We start from the raw sequence: 18,294 nt of genomic DNA, 5'->3' as shown, positions 1-18,294 counted from the left end.
CGCGCCCGCTGTCCTGGGCAGTGGTCCACTGGGCACCGGGGGCGGCCGGGGCGCGTTCGGCGCCGCGGATCCGGTGGCTGCCCGTCCAGCGGTCGTGGGCGGCGTCGCCGGCGCGGGCCCCGGCTTGGTGGGCGCTCGTGTCGGCGGGTCGCCGGGCTGGGCTGTCGCCGTGGGCGAGGATGGCGGGGTCGGCGGTGGTGCGGCGTGTGGGAGTGGAGCGGTGGCACAGGACCGGGTCGGTCTGGCGGGGCTTTTGGCCGAGGCGGAGGCTGCGGCGCCGGTGGCGTCGTTGGACCTGGTCGCGGCGAATCTGCGGGACCGGTTCGGCGCCCGTTACGTGTCCTTCCTGTTCGTTGATGTCGTGGGCCGGCGGATGGTGCGGATCAGTGAGGACACGGCCTCGCAGCAGGCCCGGCGCGCCGATCAGATCCCTCTGGCCGGAAGTCTCTTCGACCGGGTCCTGCGTGAGCAGACGCTGCTGCAGGAGCCCGATGCCGGGCAGGGGCAGCGGGTGGTGGCCCCGGTCACCAACCGCGGCGATGCGATCGGGGTGCTGGAGCTGTTCCTTCCGCAGGCGGGCCCGGACGTGCTGGAACAGGTGCAGGAAGCCGCGCACGCGCTGGCCTACATCCTTGTGACCGACCGCCGTTTCACCGACCTTTACCTATGGGGCCAGCGCACCGTCCCGCTCAGCCTGGCCGCCGAGATCCAGCGTCAGCTCCTGCCCTCCGCGCCTGCCTGCGAGGCGCCGGAGTTCGCCCTGGCCGCGGCACTGGTGCCGGCCGACTCCGTGGCCGGGGACACCTACGACTACAGCCTCGACCACGACACCCTGCACCTGGCCGTCACCGATGCCATGGGCCACAGCGTCGACGCCGCCCTCATGGCCACCCTCCTGGTCAACGCCTCCCGCGGCGCTCGCCGCGACGGAGACGACCTGGCCACACAGGCCCGCCGGACCAGCCAGGCCCTCCTCGACCACGGCCGCGGCACCCACGCCACCGGACAGCTCCTGCGCATCGCCCTGAACGGATCGGGCGCACAGATCGTCAACGCCGGCCACCCCTGGCCCCTGCGCCTGCGCGACGACGTCGTGGACGAAGTCCACCTGGACGTCGACCTGCCCTTCGGCGTGCACGCACCCCTCTCCTACCGGGTGCAGGAGCTGGACCTGCGACCGGGCGACCGGCTGCTCCTCTATACCGACGGCGTGCAGGAACGCGAAGCCGAATCCGTCGACCTGCCCGACGTGCTGCGCAACACCGCCGGCGACCACCCGCGCGAGGTGGTCCGCACCTTCACCCAGGCGATCACCGACGCCTGCGGGGGATCCCCGAGGGACGACGCCACCGTCATCTGCCTGGACTGGCACGGCCCCCGGCGAGCGGACCGGCAGGCCCCGACCGGATCCGACGACTGAGCCGGCCCGCACCGAGTTGCGGCCACCGGCGGCTGCGCGGCGCGGCTGGGGCCGATGCCCGACGGCAGGAGGGCTACCCGGGGTGCATTCTTCTTGACCTCCTACGGTCCGCTGCCTCCGGCAGAGCAGGGCAGCCCCGGCCCAACCGGGCCGGGTGGGGGTCAGGTGAGTGCCGCCACCGGCCCGGCGTGGCCGTCCCGAGTGGCGTCAGCCGCGCGGCGGGACGGGGACGAACGCCTCGCGCGGCGAGTGGCTCGGCGTGTAGCGGGTGACGCCCGGCGTGGGCGGCACCAGATCCTTGTGGATCGCCTTCGCCACGTTCTGGATCGTGGCGACCCCGTACTCCATGGTGCTGTTGTCCTGCGTCAGCACACTGATCATGTAGTCGTGGCCGGCACCGTTGAAGGTACCCAGGCTGTGCACCCGCCAGCCGTGCGTGGAGCGCTGCAACCAGCCGTTCTTCACGTGGACGGCGACGGACGAAGGCGCCCCCGCCGGCGTGCCCCAGCGCTGGTCCGCGATGACCTGGCCCATCAACTTCAGGATGTAGGCACGGGAGTTGTCGCTCAGTACGGTGTTCTTGGCGGTGATCAGCTTGAGCAGCTTCTGCTCGTCCTCGACGTTCTCCTGGGTCAGACCCCAGTAACCGTCCGCACCCGGCACGGTCTTCGTCATGCCGGCCGCCGTCAGGAAGCCCTGAATCTTGGCCACGCCCAGCTGCTTCCACAGCTTGCTGGTCGCGTCGTTGTCCGACACGGTGATCATCGCCTTGGCGAGGTCGGCCTCGGTGTCGGTCAGGTACCGGTTGGTCTTCTTCGCGTCCCACAGCAGCGCGGCGAGGACGGTGACCTTCACGGTGCTGGCCGAGTCGAAGGCCGTGGCGCCGTTCAGCGTGCAGGTGGTGCCGGTGGAGCGGTCGTAGACGCCGAGGGCGACGGTGCCTTCGCGGTTCGCGAGGGCCGCCGTGATGTCCCTTGTCAGCTTCTCGGCGAGGCCGGCGGTGGCCGACGTGCACTCGACGGCAGCCGCCGGTGCCGCCGCGGCCGGGAGGGCGGTGGCACCGACGAGCAACGTTGCACCGAGGGTGGTCGTGATGGCCCCGGTTCCGCGGGATATCCGGTGGGTCATGAAAAATTTCCCCCTTGACGTTGGACGGACGTCCTGTGGGTACGCATGTTCGCAGCAAGGGAGTTGGCCCGATCGGGTGGGGTCGGCCACCGGGGTCGCGGCCCGGCGGCGAGTTGTCGGCCCCGGGAGCGGAATGCCGGCCCGGCAGCGCGCGCGGCATCGTGGGGAGGACCCCCTCTGGGGGCGCAGCGGTGGACGTCGGCGGAAGTGAGCACCTGCCACCGCCGGCATGTCCCCAGCGACCGTCGGCGGTGTCCCTGGCCGACCTGCAGGTGGCCGGCCCCCGGGCGGCGGGCCACTCGTCACCGGCGGGCCGCGTGCTGTCGCCGGCGGTGTAAGCGGGGGAGGGGGCAGCCGAAGAACGAGGGCTCGGCGAGGAAGGCGACGGTACGTCCGAGGCGGTCGCCGCTGCTGTCTACGACGACGGCAGCGGCGACGACCGCCACACACAGGCGGCTGTGGCCGAGGCTGGTGCGTTTCGCGTGGGCGGGCCGGAACCGCTCGTCGGACGACAGGTCCCGGGCGAGACCGATCAGGTCGGCTACCAGCGTCGGCTGAGGCGGATCGGCGGGCCCGGTGACGGCCGTGGTCTGGCTGGCGAGCAACTCACCGCATGCCTGCGCGAGGCTCGGGGGCTGTCGGTCGACCGGATGGTCCCTTCGGCAGAGCCCTTTCCACCAGCCGGCGTGGATCATCGCCCATGCCCCGCCCGCTCACGACACCGCCCCTACCAGCAGTGCGCCGATGTCCTGGACGCCGGCCGTCTCCCGGGCCGGCCTCGCCAACACGCCGGCCAGGTCCTCGACGTCCTGCCCCCCGGCGCCGGACGTGCGCCCTCAGCGCTGCCGCTCCCACTGTTCCTTGGTGATCTCGTACCGTACGCCACCATGCTCGGAGCCCTCGACCATCTCCATGTCGGGAGGAGTGGGGATGGTGTCCGCGAGTGACATGCCGAGCTTCTCCATGACGTTGCGCGAACCGCGGTTCACGGACATCGTCTCGGCCCAGACCACGCGTACGCCGAGCTCCGTGAACGCCTTGGCCAGCAAGGCACGGGAGCCCTCGGTGGCATAGCCCCTGCCCCAAGCCGCCCGCCGCAGCCGGTAACCGAGTTCGACTTCGTCGAGCGGCCCCTCCGGCTCGGGACGCAGGATGTACCAGCCGATGAATGCGCCGCCGTCCTTCTCGTGCGCGGCGAACAGTCCGAGGTCGCCGCCCCACTTCTCGTAGCCGGCGAGGATGTTCGGCAGATAGCGCTCGCGGACGATCTCCGGCGGGGTGGGAATGCCGCCGGACAGATAGCGCATCACCGCCGGGTCGCTGTCCAACTCGATCAGCAGGTCCGCGTCATCGGCGGCGAAACGGCGCAGGGTGAGACGCTCGGTCTCCAGGTAGGTGTCCACGAGTCGATCATGCCTGGAACAAGCCGGGCGGCCCAACGGTTTTCCTGCGACTGCGGGTGCTCCCGACGCCGCCTACGACGTCGACCGGATCGCGGAGATGTCGAACTGCAGCCGGACCTTCTCGCTCACCATGGTGCCCCCTGCCTTGAGGCGCTGGTTGTAGACCAGGCCCCACTCGGTGCGGTCGATGGTGGTGGTGCCGTCGAAACCGGCCCGCTCGAAGCCGAAGGGGTCCAGAACCGAGCCGAGGTAGTCGAGTTGCAGGTCGACGGGCCGGGTGACGTCGCGGATGGTCAGGTCCCCGGTCATGCGGAAGGTCTCTCCGCCTTCGTGGACGGTGGAGGTGCTGCGGAAGGTCATTTCCGGGTACCGGCGCGCGTCGAAGAAGTCGGCGCCGACGATGTGCGCGTCCCTCTGCTCCACGCCCGTGTCGACGCTGGCGACCCGGATGACGAGGTCGGCCCGCGACTCGGAGGGCTGGGCTCCGTCGAAGTACAACGTGCTGTCGTAATCGGTGAAAGCCCCCCGGACCGTCGTGACCATGGCGTGCCGTACGGAGAATCCGATGCGGCTGTGCGGGCGGTCGATCGTCCATCGCCCGGTCAGGGCTTGAAGTGCCGGGTCGAGTGCGACACCCCCGGACGTGGCTCCCGCGAGAGCCGGGGGCGGCTCGCTGACGGCGGTCTGGCGTCGGCCGAAGATACCCATGATCGTGAGCCCTTTCCCATCTGATTGCTCGTGCTGCCAAGGTGCCGCCGGGGCGCTGCCCGGATCGGTGACCCCGCCCGAGGCGGATGCGGTCGACGGTGAACCCGCTGCCCAGCGCTACCTCGGCGGCGTGGGCGTGTCGTGGGTGCGGTACATCGCCTGTACGTCCAACTCCAGTTGGACGGTCGGCCCGACGACGGCGATGCCGCGGGCGAGCATGGAGCGCCAGTTGAGGGTGAAGTCCTCCCGGTGGAGTTCGGCCTTCGCGAGGGCCGCGCAGCGCAGTTCCTGTTCGTAGCCCCCGTTGATCGACCCGAGGTAGGTGGTGTCGAGGCCGACGGAGCGGCTGGTGCCGTGCATGGTGAGGGTGCCGTGCAGGGTCCACTTGGAGCCGCCGAGGTGGGCGAACCGGGTGCTGGTGAAGTCGATGTACGGGTAGCGTTCGACGTCCAGGAAGTCGGCCGAACGCAGGTGGTTGTCGCGGGTGTTGTTGCCCGTGGTGATACTGGAGGCGTCGATGCGCACCGCCACCTGTGAGTCGGCCATGTTCGGAGCGATGCGGATGCTGCCCTGGAAGCGGGTGAACCGCCCGTGGACATGGGCCATGCCGACGTGCTTGGCGATGAACCGGATCGCGGTGTGCGGAGGGTCGAACAGCCAGGTACCGGCTGTCGGAAGTTCCAGCTGACGGGCGGGCTGGAGCGCGACCTGTGCGGTGGGCAGGGCCACCCCGGCCGTGATGTCGAGGTCCTCGCGGGCGGGCGACAGGCCCTCGGCCACGATCATCACGCTGTAGGAGCCGGGTGGCAGCGTGGCTATGAAGTAGCCGTGGGGGTCCGTGACGCCGCGCGTCGCGATCCGGTGGCTGTCCAGCGCGGTCACGGTGACCTCGGCTCCGCCCATGGGCTGCCCCATGGGATCGAGCACCTCGAAGCCGAACGCCCCGGCGCCGGGCGGCAGCGGGACCGAGATGCTCGACACGGCACCGGAGGCACCACGGGAACGCCGACGACGGAGCAGCCCGAGAGGCATGGAGTTCACCCTTCTTCCCCTGCGTCTCGGTCACGCGACTCGCTCGGAGTTCTTGCATTCCCGGTCGCCAAGAAACGTCGACGGCAGGAGAACGGACGCAAAGCCAGTAGTTCGCCGACGATCATAAAGCGCTCCGCGAGTAGGCCACCCGAGCCGGTGTCGTAGCTGCTCAACCCACTCGGGTACGGGTGCGAGGCCACATATCGGTACATCGGCCGACCATATCGCCACAGCTCGATTCGTTGCTTTGCAGCAATGCTGTGGTGAAGGGCACGGAAAGAAGCCCGGACATTCACAACCGATCTGCGGTTTCATCACGGGCCCGACACAGAACTCGCCGTGCTGCCGTCCTTCCATGGGCCGGAGAGCGGGAGGCGCTGCCAGACGTCGACGAGCATCTCGACATCCACACCGCCCATCGGCCGACCCGCTGCGCGCCGGCCTCGCGCGCACCGAGTCACCTGACCAGGGGGTGCGTCTGCTCCAGCTTCCGCTCCTCGTTTCCGGGGAAGGGCACGCCGAGCGCGGCGACCACAGCGCGTACCACTCCTCGCCGACATGCCTGCACTCGCGATCAACTGCCTGGGCACGGACCGGTAGCACGTGCGCTATGGCCATTGGGGCGTCGGCGTACCGTCCGGATCCAGGCCGTACGGCCACAGGCTTTCGAGCGTCGCCGGCATGTCATAGAGCTCCAGGGAGCGGGTGTTGCCGTGGTCGGCGACCTGCCGGGCCAGAGTCTCAGCGCCCTCCCGGTCCCCGGCTTTCTCCCGCATCTCGGCCAAGAGGAGCAGGGCATCGATGTTGCCGTGGTGGGCGGCCTGCCGGGCCAGAGTCTCAGCGCCCTTCCGGTCTCCGGTCTTCTCCCGCCTCAAGGCCAGGTCCTCCAGGGCGTGGATGTGACCGCGGTCGGCGGCCTGCCGGTAGAGGGCTTCGGCGCCTTCCCGGTCTCCCGCTCTTTCCCGCATGTCGGCCAGGGTGTACAAGGCGGTGAAGCTTCCGTGGTCGGCGGCCTGTCGGGCCAGGTTTTCGGCGCCCTCGCAGTCCTGGGCCTCCTCCCGTAGCCGGGCCAGGCGCTCCAGGGCATGGGTGTGGCCGTGCTCGGTGGCCTGCTGGTAGAGGGTTTCGGCGCCTTCCCGGTCCCCGGCCCTTTCCCGCAGTTCGGCCAGGCGGATCAGGGCGTAGGTGTGGCCGCGGTCGGCGGCCTGCCGGTAGAGGGCTTCGGCGTCCTCCCGGTCCCCGGCTCTTCGCCGCATGGCGGCCAGGGTGTACAAGGCGTCGAAGTCCCCCTGATCGGCGGCCTGTCGGGCCAGGTTTTCGGCGCCCTCGCAGTCCTGGGCCTCCTCCCGCAGCCGGGCCAGGTCCTCCAGGGCGCGGGTGTGGCCGTGCTCGGCGGCCTGCTGGTAGAGGGTTTCGGCGCCTTCCCGGTCCCCGGCCCTCTCCCGCAGTTCGGCCAGGCTGTACAAGGCGTGGGTGTGGCCGCGGTCGGCGGCCTGCCGGTACAGGGCTTCGGCGGCCTCCCGGTCCCCGGCCCTCTCCCGCAACCTGGCCAGGTGGTCCACCCCGAGAAGCGCGTGGGTGTGGCCGCGGTCGGTGGCCTGCCGGTAGAGGGCTTCGGCGCCCTCCCGGTCCCCGGCACCTTCCAGCATCTGGGCCAGGCGCTCCAGGGCGTAGAAGTGACCGTGCTCGGCGGCCTGCCGGTAGAGGGCTTCGGCGCCCTCCCGGTCTCCGGCCCTCTCCCGCAGTTCGGCCAGGCTGTACAAGGCGTGGGTGTGGCCGCGGTCGGCGGCCTGCCGGTACAGGGTTTCGGCGGCCTCCCGGTCCCCGATCCTCAACCGCCACCGGGCCGAATCGTGCAAAGCCTGGGCGTTGCCGTGGTCCGCGGCGCGAAGGCGCAAGTGGTACGCCCATTGCAGGCGGTGCCGGTCTTCGGCTGCCTCGGTGAGGTTGTACAGGTCGTCAGGGTTGGTGAGGTGGGTGTGGGCGGCGTGCCAGAAGGAGGCGGGCGGGCACAGGTGCCGACGGGCAGTGCGCCCGTACTGTTCGAGGTAGTCGGCGAGGCGGAAGACCGGCCCCGGCCGTGGGGCGGAGGCGTCGGCGGGCGAGGAGGGGCTGGGCGGGCGCCGTTGCGGTCGCGGGCTGATCCGGGTGAGGGGGGCTTGTTTGCCGTGCACCTGCTCGGCGAGTTCGGCGTAGGCCTGCGCCGTCCAGCCGTCGGTGAGCTGGTTCCAGTCGGTGTCGTGAAGATAGTCGGGGGCGGCGTCGGTGAGGAACGCCTGTGGCAGGTACGGGCTGACACCGAGGCGACGGGCGTCGATGGCGGCTTCCAGCAGTGCTCTGGCGGCCGCGCTGCCCGTGCGGTAGCGCTCCAGGAGCGCGGGGCCGCCGGCGAGGTCCTGTGTGACGTGTCCGTCGGCACCGGCGGCGCGGGAGAGGGCCTCGGCCAGCAGCCGGTCACCGGCCTCGGCCAACGCGGCCGCCGCGGCCAGAGCCTGGGTGTCGAAGGCGTCGGCGACGCTCACGGTCCGTCCCGCGAGGAGCTCCCTCACCCGACTGTGGGGGTCCGGCCCACCCGGTGCGGGCAGAGCGGTGTACTGCTTGACGTATTCGGGCCAGAGGGTGCCCAATACGAGGACCGGCCCGCGCCGCGGGTCGGTCAGCAGGTGGTGCACGGCCGCGGCGATCCGCTCACCGGCCGCAGGATCGCCGAGATAGTGCTGGGCCTCGTTCAGCCACACCACCGTGCGCGGGCCGATGTGGCTCACATCCTCCAGCGCGGCCTCCGCCCGGGTGGGATCGAAGGGATGCCACAGCAGCCAGCCCTGCTCCGCCAGCGGCTGCACGGCCTCCCAGCACGCCCGCGTCTTCCCCGTCGAGGACGAACCGACCAGGACCAGCATCCGGCTGTGACCCCGTTGGACTTCCTGCACCGCCTCGACCAGGATCCGGTCGTGCTCGCGCGCCACATAGCCGGGCAGCACCTGCTGCGCCGGCACCCCGGAACCACCCTGAGCGATACCGGCCGGGTGAACCTCCAGCGCGTGCGGATCCCACTCACCGATGGGCCGGCCCGGCCCACTGCCCACAACCGAGCCTGACCCCTCGGCTGCCGACCGCCGCAGCTCCAGCAGCTCCCGCTCCGGCAACCTCAGCACACGGGCCAGCGCCACCACCGTCTCCGCGGACGGCACAGGCTTCCTGGAGGAGAACGCCTCCGACACGGTCGTGCGCCCCAGCTTCGCCCGGGCAGCGAGCTGCGTCTGGTTCAGCCGGGCCTGAGCCAGCGCGGTGACCAGCCTCCCGCGCAGTTCCGCCAGAGCCACGTCCGCGGGGCGGCCGGACCGCTCGTCGTGCATGTGCCCACACTCCCTGGTGACGGTGAGTTCGCCGGTGTTCATCATCGTCCCGGCGAACCATGACGGACACGCCTTCCGACACCTTCGTCCACGTCAACACCCCACCATCCACCGGGAGTCCGTCGTGAACGCCGCACTCGTCCTCCTCACCGCCGCGCTTGTGTTCGTCGTTGCCCTGCTGGCTGCCGCCGGCGCGGGCAAGCTCGCCCGCATGGACGGCGCCTCCTTCCCCACCGCTCTCACTCGCGCCGCCGCCGCCTTCACCGCGGTCATCACCCTCGCCACCACTTTGGCCGGCACTTTCGACACCCTGCTCACCTGACCACCGCACGACGGCCCAGCCACTTGCCTCACCTCACCGCACTCGGCCACCTGCCGTGTATGCCCCCGGGCAGAGCGACTCGTATCCAGACCGTGTCCTATGCGGTGACGCGGAGGAGGCGCTTGTAGCAGCACAGGGCGGCGGCGAGGTCGGGTGAGGTGGAGGGCGGCAAGTACGCCTGCACCGAACCCTTCTGGGGGCGGCTGGGACGGGAGCGCGAGCAGACGCCGACGGCCGCGTGTCACCAGCAGACGAGCGCGCAGGCGAGTGACATGAGCGAGTCGCGGCGGGAGATGACGGGAAGGACCCGACGCCTGGTCAGCTCCCGGCGGACCCCGCCGGCACAGCCGGTCCTCCACCGGCCGAGGCCCCGGCGACCGCTCCGGCCATACCGACCGGATCGGCTCGATCAGCGCCCACAGCTCGTAGTTGACATCCACGGTGCGCTCCCATCGTCCCAACGGGCGAATCGTCACATGAGACACGGCCATTGGTCGGCTCCCACAAGATCCTGTGATGAACTCTTACGAGTCGACTCACCAGCCCCCGAAAACGGCAGCACCGATCACCCGCCTCGCCCATCACGGAAAACACCCAGCACTCCAGTTTTCCCTTTCCGAAGGGAACTTCGGGCAATCTCCCCGCGGCGCCCCGAAATCGATCCGTCCAGGGCGGCCGCACAGATCGTTCACGCCCCAGTGGCCTGCGCACTCGCAAGATCGGGAAAATACCGCAATCGCCCCGGGCATTTTCCGGTACGTGAAAGGGGTCCGCACGGGGCAACGACTTGTCGCTCGGCCCTAGCGACGCGCCCCGCTCTTCGGGGAGACTCGGCAATCGGTATCCACCAGCCGAGTACCCAGGGGGCCCCATGACGTGGAGCAGTGCCTTACGTGCCGACGGAGATCCCGAGAACGGATCTCCGGAAATCCGGGGGCACGGCGACGACGGCGTGAGTACGGACGCCGTCGTGAGTGGTGAAAGCCGGCCGGGGCCGGATTCGACGGCGCATCCGCTGTTCTGGGACATACACGCGGACGGCACCGTCCGAGACTGACCGGACCCGCCGCGGTGATTCGATCCGGTGACACCTCGACGTTGCGCGCGCCGACGGGGACGGGTTCCGTCAGACGCGTCGTGGGGAGGATCCTGCCCCTGGGGCTTCCTCTCGCCGTCGGCTACATGGCGCAGATCTCCATATCGTTCACCGACGCCGCCCTGGTGGCCAGGTCCGGCTCCGAGGCGCTGGCCGGAGTGACCCTGGCGGTCAGTCTGTTCAGCCTCGTCATGCTCTTCGGCCTCGGACTCGTCACGGCCGTGGCACCGAAGGTGGCGGCCGGCCACCAGGCGGGCGCAGCGGACGAGCTGCGCGGCTGGACGGTGCAGGGGGCCTGGCTCGCGCTGCTCGCCGGCGGTCTCGGCATCGTGGTTCTCCTCAACACCGAGCACATCCTCGTCCTCATCGGCCAGAACCCCGGCGTCGCGGCCATCGCGCAGGACTACAACAACGGCGCGGCGGCGGGGCTGCCGTTCTTCCTCCTGTACGTCAACGCGCGCTGCCTGATGACCGGGGTCGGCCGCCCGAAACCGGCGACCTGGATCATGCTGGCGGCGGTGCCCCTGAACCTCGTCCTGGGGTACTTGATGATCTTCGGGGCCGGCCGGCTTCCCGGGCTGGGCGTCTTCGGGGCGGGGCTCGCCAGCAGCGTCGTGCGGATGTTCGCGTCGGTACTGGTGGGCGTCGTCCTCCTGCGCGGCAGGACGTTCCGCGAGCTGGACCTCCGAGCGGGCTCACCGGCGCCCAGGCCTCCGATGCTGCTCGAACTGGGCCGGGTGGGCGTTTGGATCGGGGTTCGCATACTCCTCGGCGAGGGGTTCCTGCCCGTCCTCGCGTTCTTCGTCGCCCGGCACGGAGCCCATGCCGTCTCCGCCCACGCCGTGGCCTTGCGGCTGGAGTCGCTGATCGTCGTCTTCGCCCTCGGGTTCTCCAGCGCGGCGACGGCGGCGGCCGCGTGGGCCCACGAGGGAAAGGACTGGCGCGCGCTGCGCGACCTGCGCACCGCGCTGCTGCTGATAGGCCTGGTCTACTCCCTCGTGCTCTCCTCGGCCGTGGCTCTCTGCTTCCACGGCATCGTGCGCGACGTCTTCGGCATCCACGACCGGGGAACGCAGACGACCCTCTTCTCCCTGCTGCCCCTCCTGATCGTGTACATCGTCGCTGACACCCTCGTGACCATGCCGATGGGCTATCTGGTGGGGCTCTCAGACACCCGGGTGCCGACCGCCGTCGTGGCCGTCGGGAACTGGATCCTCGGGCTGGGCTCGGGCGTCGCCCTGTCCGAGTTCACCCCGCTCGGTTTCTACGGCCTGTGGTTCGGCGCCGGCATCGGCACCACCTGCGTGACGGCCTTTTGCTTCGCCCGCGCGGGACAGCACATCAAAACCCTCAGGAAATCGGTGGTGCATCAGCATGAATGACCTGACACGGCGCGATGTGGAAGGCGAAGCGAGTACGAGCGACGCCATCGCACGCTACATCCGCCGCAGCGTGCGAGCCGTGAAAGAGGACCCCCGGTCGCAGCTCCGGCTCCGGCGCAAGTGGGAGCACGAGCGACAGCGACTGCAAGGACGCTACCGAATGGCACCCGAGGAACGCGCGGCCTGGCAGCTGGAAAGGGTGCGGTGCCTCGTGGACTCGGCGTTCGCCACCGTGCCGTTCTACCGTCGGCTCTACTCGGCCGTCGGCTTCGAACCGGGAGACCTGGTCACCTGGTCGGACTTCGAGAAATTACCCCTGGTGAACAAACGCATGCTCGTCGAGGCGGGAATGGGGGAGGAGGCGGCACGGCACGCCGACGGCAGAACCGTGCATTCGGCACGCACCTCGGGATCGAGCGGATACAACATCACGATCTACCAGGACAACGCGAGCGTGGACTACCGGACGCTGCTGCACATGCGCCACTGCGAAATCGGCCTGAGCGGACCTCTGAAGCCCGACGACTGGCGCTACAGCGTGTACTTCGTCGCCGAACGGTTCACCTCGCTCGCCGGCGGCTACCCCTTCGTGACGGTCTCGCTGGACTGCCCGCCCCGGCTGGTGCTCGAACACCTCGCGGAGCTGCGGCCCCGGCTCATGGCTGCGTTGCCGAGTTACCTCCAGCGGCTGGCCGCGGAGAACGTGGCACTCGACGCGTTCGGTCTGGAGGCCGCCTACACGAACTCCGAACGCAGCAGCAGGGAGGAGCGGGTGAAGTACTCGGAGGTGTTCCGGGTGCCGGTTCTCGACGAATACTCCTCCGAGGAACTCTCCCTGATCGCCTGCGAATGCCCCGAGCGCAGCTATCACGTCGTCGAGGACAGCGTCTACCTCGAGGTCGCCGACGCCGACCAAGACGGCTTCGGACGGCTCGTCGGGACCTCCCTCGGGAACTTCCTCATGCCCTTCATCCGGTACGACCAGGGCGACATCGCCCGCCTGTCCGACACCGACACGCGCTGCGGTTGCGGCTCCCGCTTCCGGACGATCACCGAGTTCAGGGGGCGCGAGGACGAGCACCTGCGCGACGGCCCGTCCCGCACGGTGCCCGCGGACATCGTGCTCAACCTGTGCGACCGCACCCTGGTCCTGGAGGCGTCGAACGTACGGCAGTACCAGATCGTGCAGGTCGCGCCCGCCCGGATCCAATTGCGCGTCCAGCCGGTCGACCCGGCCGCGGCCGTCGAAGACAACCCGGTGGTGGCCGAGTTCGTGCGGGAACTGCCGGGCCTGTTCCGCACCGTGCAACCCGACGTCGAGGTCGTGCGTGCCGACGACTTCGCCCCCTTCGCCTCCGGCAAACGACGGCTCATCCACCTCGAAGGAGCATGGGCCGGACACCCCGCGGAGCCGGACCTCTCGGGCAGGTGAACGGGGCAGGTGAGCCGGACACCACGGGGCCCGCACGGCGCCCGAGGCCTGCCGGGCCGGCCCCGCACGGGCGGGCACGAGCCCCCGTGCGGCGAGTCCCGGTCGACCCGAGGCCGGTCGCGGTGCACCGCAGGCAGCAAGTCGGACGGACGGCGGTAGCGCCCTCACCTCGACAGGAGACACATTGACCAGCGAGAACCGCTACACGAACCTGACCCGGTACGAGGACATCGGACTCAACTCCAAGTTCAACCTCGCCGACGGGCACGCCCACCAGGGACAGAACCTCACCCAGCGGGAGATCGTCGCAAGCCTCCCCGAGCTCTTCCACGCCGCGGAGGAGGCGTTCCAGTCGGACTCGGAGCGCGAGTTCCAGCAGGCCTTCTACTCACTCGCCGGACAGCACTCCGCGACCGGGCACCCCCACACGCTCCTGTGCTACTCGGCCTCCCTCTCCACGGACCTGGCCGCCACCTACCTGGCGAGCCGCGGTCTGTCCGTGGCCCTGCTCCAGCCCTGCTTCGACAACCTCGCGACCATCCTGCGGCGCAGGAACGTCGCCCTCACCCCCCTCGGCGAGGACCGCCTGCGGAACACGGCGGCCCTGGACGAAACCCTGGACGCGGTGCACACCGACGCCGTCTTCCTCACGCTGCCCAACAACCCGACGGGTTTCAGCCTCACGCCCGACCGGTTCCGCGCGATCGTCGACCACTGCCTGGCACACCACCGCATCCTCATCCTGGACTGCACGTTCCGCTTCTTCGACACCTCGCCCCTGTGGGACCAGTACGAGATCCTGGAGGGTTCCGGCGTCAGCTACCTCGTGATCGAGGACTCCGGGAAGACGTGGCCGACGCAGGACCTCAAGTGCAGCATCCTCGCCGTGAGCCGGGACCTGTACGCGGGCGTGCTCGAACTGCACGACGACATCCTGCTCAACGTCAGCCCGTTCATCCTGCGGCTGCTGACCGCCTACATCCGCGACACGCAGGAGGCTGGACTGGAACGCACCATATGGAGCACCATCCGGCAGAACCGCCAGGCCCTGCGCAAGGCCCTGGCCGGCACGATCCTCACCCCGGAGTTCCCCGACAGCACCGTGAGCGTCGACTGGCTGCGCATCAACCGGCCGGACATCCGCAGCGAGGACGTCGTCGCCACGCTCGGCCGCGCCCAGATCGGCGTCCTGCCTGGCGACCACTTCCACTGGGCCGACCACGAGGCCGGCGCCCGGTTCATACGGATCGCCCTGGCGCGGCCCCCTGAATGGTTCGCCACGGCCTGCGGCCACCTACGAGACGTCGTCCTGTCCACTCCGGAGTTCACCGCATGACCGCCGCCCCCCCGGCCGGCGCCGCGCGCATCGTCTACCTCGACGAGCCCACCCACATCACGGCCGCCTTCCTGGCGTGCCTCTCCGGGCTCGGGAGCGTCCGGGTCCACTTCGACCGCCCGGGGCCGCAGGAGACGGTACGGCGGTTGCGGGAGGCGGACGTCGTACTGGTGGAATGGACCCGCCTGACGGCGGAGATCCTGCGCGCCGCGCCGACGGTTCGGCACATCGCCACCATGCTGTCGGCCACCGACCAGATCGATCTACGGGCGGCCGCAGACCTCGGCATCAGCGTGTCGCACTGCCCGCGGTACTCGGTCGCCGCCGTGGCCGAGCACGTCCTCGCCTGCGTCGCCGCGCTGAGCCGCCGGCTCCTGCCCGCACACGGCGCGGGAGCGGCCGGGGTCAGCCACCGCTATGTGCCGTTCCTCGGCCGGGAGGCCCACGAACAGGTGCTGGGCGTGGTCGGCACCGGGCGCATCGGGCAGGCCGTCGCGGCCCGGGGGCGGGCGCTGGGCATGCGCGTACTGGGCAGCAACAGCCGGTGCTCGCCGGTCCCCGGCATCGAGGTCGTGGACCTCGCCGAACTCGCCCGCCGCAGTGACGTGATCTGCGTGCAGGTCCCGTTCACCGACGCGACGCGGGACCTGCTGTCGGCCGAGCTGATCGATGCCGTCCGCGTCGGCGCCATCGTCGTCAGCGTCTCCCGGGCAGGGACGATCGATCTCGGTGCCCTCGCGCGCCGGCACGCGGCCGGGGAACTCGGAGGCGTCGCCCTGGACGACACGCCCGCCGATCTCGTGCCGGTGCTCGCCGACGTCCCCAACACGCTCCTCACGCCCGGCACGGCCTGGTACACCCGGCGCTCCCGCGCCGAGAACCTCGCCGAGGTCCTGAGGAACGTGCGGGGATTCCTGGAAGGCGAGGCAGTCAATGTCGTCACCTGACACGGGGCCCGAGGCAGCGGCGGCCCGCGCCTTCGGCTGGTTCCAGGACCAGGCGCGCCACCTCGGCGCCGGTACCGAGGTCCGCCTCGACCCGTTCGGCGCGCGCACGCTGGAGGTACGCGTCCACCCGCGACTCCCCGCCGAAGTCGGCCTGCTGGCCCGCTGGCAGGAACCCGGGGCAGCGGGCCCCCTCGGCGTCACCTCCGACGTGTCCGTGTCGGCGCTCTACCTCCTGGAGGTCCTCGACCATGCCGTGACCGACGCGGGCCCGGGCGTCATGGGGTACGCCATCGCCCACGACACACCAGTGACATCCGTGCAGCCGCCGGCGGCCGGCCCGCGGGGGCCCGGCGGTTCGAGTCGCCCGCGAGTCGTCGTGATCGCCGCGGGGAGTGTGCCGGGCGGCGGAGTCGTCGGGACCACGGACCCGGCCTTCCCGCCCTCGCCGCTTCTCTCACCGCCCCGGGCGGATGCGACGGCCCTCGCCCCGGACGTGGCCCGTCTCCTGGCCTCCTGTTCCGAACAGGGGATCGCCGCCTGCGTGTTGGACCCCGTGTCCGTGCGTGGGCACCTCTCGCCGACCCCCGCCGAGTTGTTCGCCGCGATGACGGGAGCAGGCGCATGACCGACGCCGCCGGCCCCGGCCTCACCGTCACTGCGTCGGAAGCCGCATGCCGTCCACCACGTCGCCGTGCAGCGTTCGTGCCGGGCGGCGGCCTTGGCCTTCCCGAGCCGTGACGGCGCCTCCCCGGCCGGCCCCGCGGCCGCGGCCCCCGGTGCGGTCGCCGTCCGTCGGCGTCCCGGAGGGACCGGCCTCCGTCATCGGCCGCCCGGCCGCGAGCGCGAGGGCATCAGGGTGTTGTTCATGCCCGCGCCGAACAGAGGCGCGGTGCCCGGGCCGACGGCGGGAGCACCCGTCGCTCCGACTCCTCGATACGACGCAGGCCCCGGCAGTCACCGACAGGCTTCGGTGACTGCCGAGGCCGTCGCTCAGCCGCCGAGTTCACGGGTCGCCAGGGCGGTTCCTTCGATGCGGGCCCCGATCTTGGCGAAGGCGGTGTCGCGGGACGTGGAGGTGTCGTCGGCGAAGGGGGAGAAACCGCAGTCGTCGCAGGTGCCCAGACGCTCCGGCGGCAGGTGACGGGCGGCGGCGAGGACGCGGTCGCGTACCTCCTCGGGCGTCTCGATCCGGGGGTCGATCGGGTCGGTGACGCCGATGAACACGTGAGCGCCGTCGGGGAGGTGCTCGGCGAGTACCGCGAGGACCCTGTCCGGGTCCCGCTCGCTGGCGAGCTGGATGTAGAAGGCGCCGGCCTCGAGCCTCAGGAGTGCCGGCAGCAGCTCCGCGTAGTCGACGTCCAGGCTGTGGGTGGAGTCCTGATCGCCGCCGGGGCAGGTGTGGATGCCGATCCTGGTCCGTTCGGTGGGGGAGAAGCGTTCCAGAACCCGGTTGTTGAGGGCGATGAACTGTTCCAGCAGGCTTCCGCTCGGGTCCAGTTTCAGCGCGAGACGGGCCTCGGTGAAGTCGATCTGGACGCGGTGGGCTCCAGCGTCCAGGCACCGGCGGATGTCCGTTTCGGCCTCGCTGGTGAGGTCGTCGAGGAATGCCTCGCGGGGGTAGCCGTCGATGCCGTCGGGCGGGTAGAGGAGGCTGACCGCGGAGGGCGCGATGACGGCCTGCTTCACCGGCGCGACCGCGTGCCGTAGCGCCGTGCTGAGGTAGCGGTCGGCGTACACGCCGTAGCGCAGGGGTCCGGCCGTCAGACGGGGCAGCTGCCGCTGGTGTCCGTCGGCGAACGGGATGACCACGCCATCGGGTGCGAGGTGCCGCAGGCCGGTCAGAGGGTAGGTGGCGAAGCTGGGCTTGGCCTGTTCGCCGTCGGTGACGACCGGGGAGCCGATGTCCTCCAGACGGCGGACGGTGTCGGCGACCGCGCGGTCCTGGGCGGCGGCGAGGTCGTCGTCGCCGATCCGGCCCGCGGCGTGCTCCGCCATGGCGGCGAGCAGCTCGACGGGCCGAGGGATGCTGCCGATCGGTTCGGTGGGAATGCCCGCCGTGGCCCCGCTCACGGCACGATCTCCAACTGTGCCTCACCGTCGCTGCCCCGCAGCCCGGACAACAGGCAGGCGGTGGGCAGCTCGTCGGGGAGCGCGGCAACGGTCCGATGCGCCGACAGCCCTTCACCACGGCCCTCGACGACCCGGCCCGACAGCCTGACCACGAGGACGCCGGCGACACGGATACTGGTACTGCTGTCGTACGCGATCGACGAACGTTTCCCGTCGGCGTAGTGGACGACTTCCCCGAGGCGCGGGCTGTTCACCGTGACGCAGGACGCCCCGGGCGATGTCCCTTCCATCGAGCCGGTGGCCGGCACCGTCCGGCCGGCACCGATGCCGCAGGTGTAATCGGCCTGTGTCCGGACGTGGGTCTGCCGGGGCAACAAGCCCAGGGGCGGGTCGTAGGTGCTGGTGCTGGAGCCCGTACACACCACACCCGTCCTGCGCACGGGCTCAAGGGCCCGGCCGGTCGGAGCCCACACCACCGACGAGCCCACCAGGGCCAGGGAACCGACTGCCACTGCTGTCCTGCGTCTGCCGAACATCCACCCTCCACGGATCGTGATCCTCCACAAGGGCTGCTTCTACCCGTGTCCGTTCCTGCCGTCGCGGGCTCCCTGAGGCACACCACCCGCGCACGACGCGCGGTACGCGCGCACAAACGCCTCCAC

15 protein-coding genes are annotated in these 18,294 nt (G+C 70.7%); 7 read left to right on the top strand and 8 right to left on the bottom strand.

The genetic code is table 11. From position 1 onward, the window contains the following. Window positions 1–220 precede the first annotated feature (220 nt). Window positions 221–1,420: a PP2C family protein-serine/threonine phosphatase gene (locus ACZ63H_RS24325; RefSeq protein WP_469868300.1), complete on the top strand. Its 1,200-nt coding sequence runs from the start codon at window positions 221–223 to the stop codon at window positions 1,418–1,420. Between the two features lie 207 nt (window positions 1,421–1,627). Here ACZ63H_RS24325 and ACZ63H_RS24320 read toward each other — a convergent pair whose 3' ends face one another. The 6 genes from ACZ63H_RS24320 to ACZ63H_RS24295 all read right to left on the bottom strand — a co-directional run bounded on the left by ACZ63H_RS24320 (window position 1,628) and on the right by ACZ63H_RS24295 (window position 9,047). Beyond that, window positions 1,628–2,548, bottom strand: a complete 921-nt coding sequence (locus ACZ63H_RS24320; RefSeq protein ID WP_469868298.1) for a serine hydrolase — start codon at window positions 2,546–2,548, stop codon at window positions 1,628–1,630. Window positions 2,549–2,850: 302 nt separating this feature from the next. Further along, window positions 2,851–3,153, bottom strand: coding sequence for a hypothetical protein (locus ACZ63H_RS24315; protein ID WP_469868296.1), 303 nt, complete (start codon window positions 3,151–3,153; stop codon window positions 2,851–2,853). A gap of 231 nt (window positions 3,154–3,384) precedes the next feature. Continuing rightward, window positions 3,385–3,951, bottom strand: a complete 567-nt coding sequence (locus ACZ63H_RS24310; protein ID WP_469868294.1) for a GNAT family N-acetyltransferase — start codon at window positions 3,949–3,951, stop codon at window positions 3,385–3,387. 72 nt (window positions 3,952–4,023) lie between these two features. Then, a complete protein-coding gene (locus tag ACZ63H_RS24305; RefSeq protein ID WP_469868292.1) occupies window positions 4,024–4,659 on the bottom strand; it encodes a YceI family protein in 636 nt (211 codons plus the stop codon). 117 nt (window positions 4,660–4,776) lie between these two features. Next, window positions 4,777–5,691 carry a YceI family protein gene (locus ACZ63H_RS24300; RefSeq protein ID WP_469868290.1) on the bottom strand — a complete coding sequence of 305 codons (915 nt, stop codon included), beginning with the start codon at window positions 5,689–5,691 and terminating at the stop codon, window positions 4,777–4,779. Between the two features lie 608 nt (window positions 5,692–6,299). Continuing rightward, entirely contained in the window at window positions 6,300–9,047 is a 2,748-nt protein-coding gene (locus ACZ63H_RS24295; RefSeq protein WP_469868288.1) for a helix-turn-helix domain-containing protein, read from the bottom strand. 124 nt (window positions 9,048–9,171) lie between these two features. Here ACZ63H_RS24295 and ACZ63H_RS24290 point away from each other — a divergent pair, with 124 nt between their 5' ends. The 6 genes from ACZ63H_RS24290 to ACZ63H_RS24265 all read left to right on the top strand — a co-directional run bounded on the left by ACZ63H_RS24290 (window position 9,172) and on the right by ACZ63H_RS24265 (window position 16,187). Beyond that, window positions 9,172–9,369 carry a hypothetical protein gene (locus ACZ63H_RS24290; protein ID WP_469868286.1) on the top strand — a complete coding sequence of 66 codons (198 nt, stop codon included), beginning with the start codon at window positions 9,172–9,174 and terminating at the stop codon, window positions 9,367–9,369. A 1,137-nt stretch (window positions 9,370–10,506) separates the two neighbouring features. Continuing rightward, on the top strand, window positions 10,507–11,847 hold the full coding sequence (locus ACZ63H_RS24285) for an MATE family efflux transporter (RefSeq protein ID WP_469868284.1): 1,341 nt from the start codon (window positions 10,507–10,509) through the stop codon (window positions 11,845–11,847). A gap of 160 nt (window positions 11,848–12,007) precedes the next feature. Then, complete coding sequence (locus ACZ63H_RS24280) at window positions 12,008–13,279, top strand: phenylacetate--CoA ligase family protein (protein ID WP_469868282.1); 1,272 nt, start codon at window positions 12,008–12,010, stop codon at window positions 13,277–13,279. A 184-nt stretch (window positions 13,280–13,463) separates the two neighbouring features. After that, entirely contained in the window at window positions 13,464–14,615 is a 1,152-nt protein-coding gene (locus tag ACZ63H_RS24275; RefSeq protein WP_469868280.1) for a pyridoxal phosphate-dependent aminotransferase, read from the top strand. Next, complete coding sequence (locus ACZ63H_RS24270) at window positions 14,612–15,562, top strand: 2-hydroxyacid dehydrogenase (RefSeq protein ID WP_469868278.1); 951 nt, start codon at window positions 14,612–14,614, stop codon at window positions 15,560–15,562. Before ACZ63H_RS24275 ends, ACZ63H_RS24270 begins: the two co-directional genes overlap by 4 nt. Next, window positions 15,549–16,187, top strand: coding sequence for a hypothetical protein (locus ACZ63H_RS24265; protein WP_469868276.1), 639 nt, complete (start codon window positions 15,549–15,551; stop codon window positions 16,185–16,187). The genes ACZ63H_RS24270 and ACZ63H_RS24265 overlap by 14 nt, the downstream gene beginning before the upstream one ends. Before the next feature lie 365 nt (window positions 16,188–16,552). Here ACZ63H_RS24265 and ACZ63H_RS24260 read toward each other — a convergent pair whose 3' ends face one another. Then, window positions 16,553–17,632, bottom strand: a complete 1,080-nt coding sequence (locus tag ACZ63H_RS24260) for a cobalamin-independent methionine synthase II family protein (RefSeq protein ID WP_469868274.1) — start codon at window positions 17,630–17,632, stop codon at window positions 16,553–16,555. After that, on the bottom strand, window positions 17,629–18,144 hold the full coding sequence (locus ACZ63H_RS24255; protein WP_469868272.1) for a hypothetical protein: 516 nt from the start codon (window positions 18,142–18,144) through the stop codon (window positions 17,629–17,631). Before ACZ63H_RS24255 ends, ACZ63H_RS24260 begins: the two co-directional genes overlap by 4 nt. Window positions 18,145–18,294 lie beyond the last annotated feature (150 nt).

The sequence above is a fragment of the Streptomyces sp. NPDC104831 genome (genome assembly GCF_055583025.1).
This window is presented reverse-complemented; position numbering and strand designations above follow the sequence as displayed.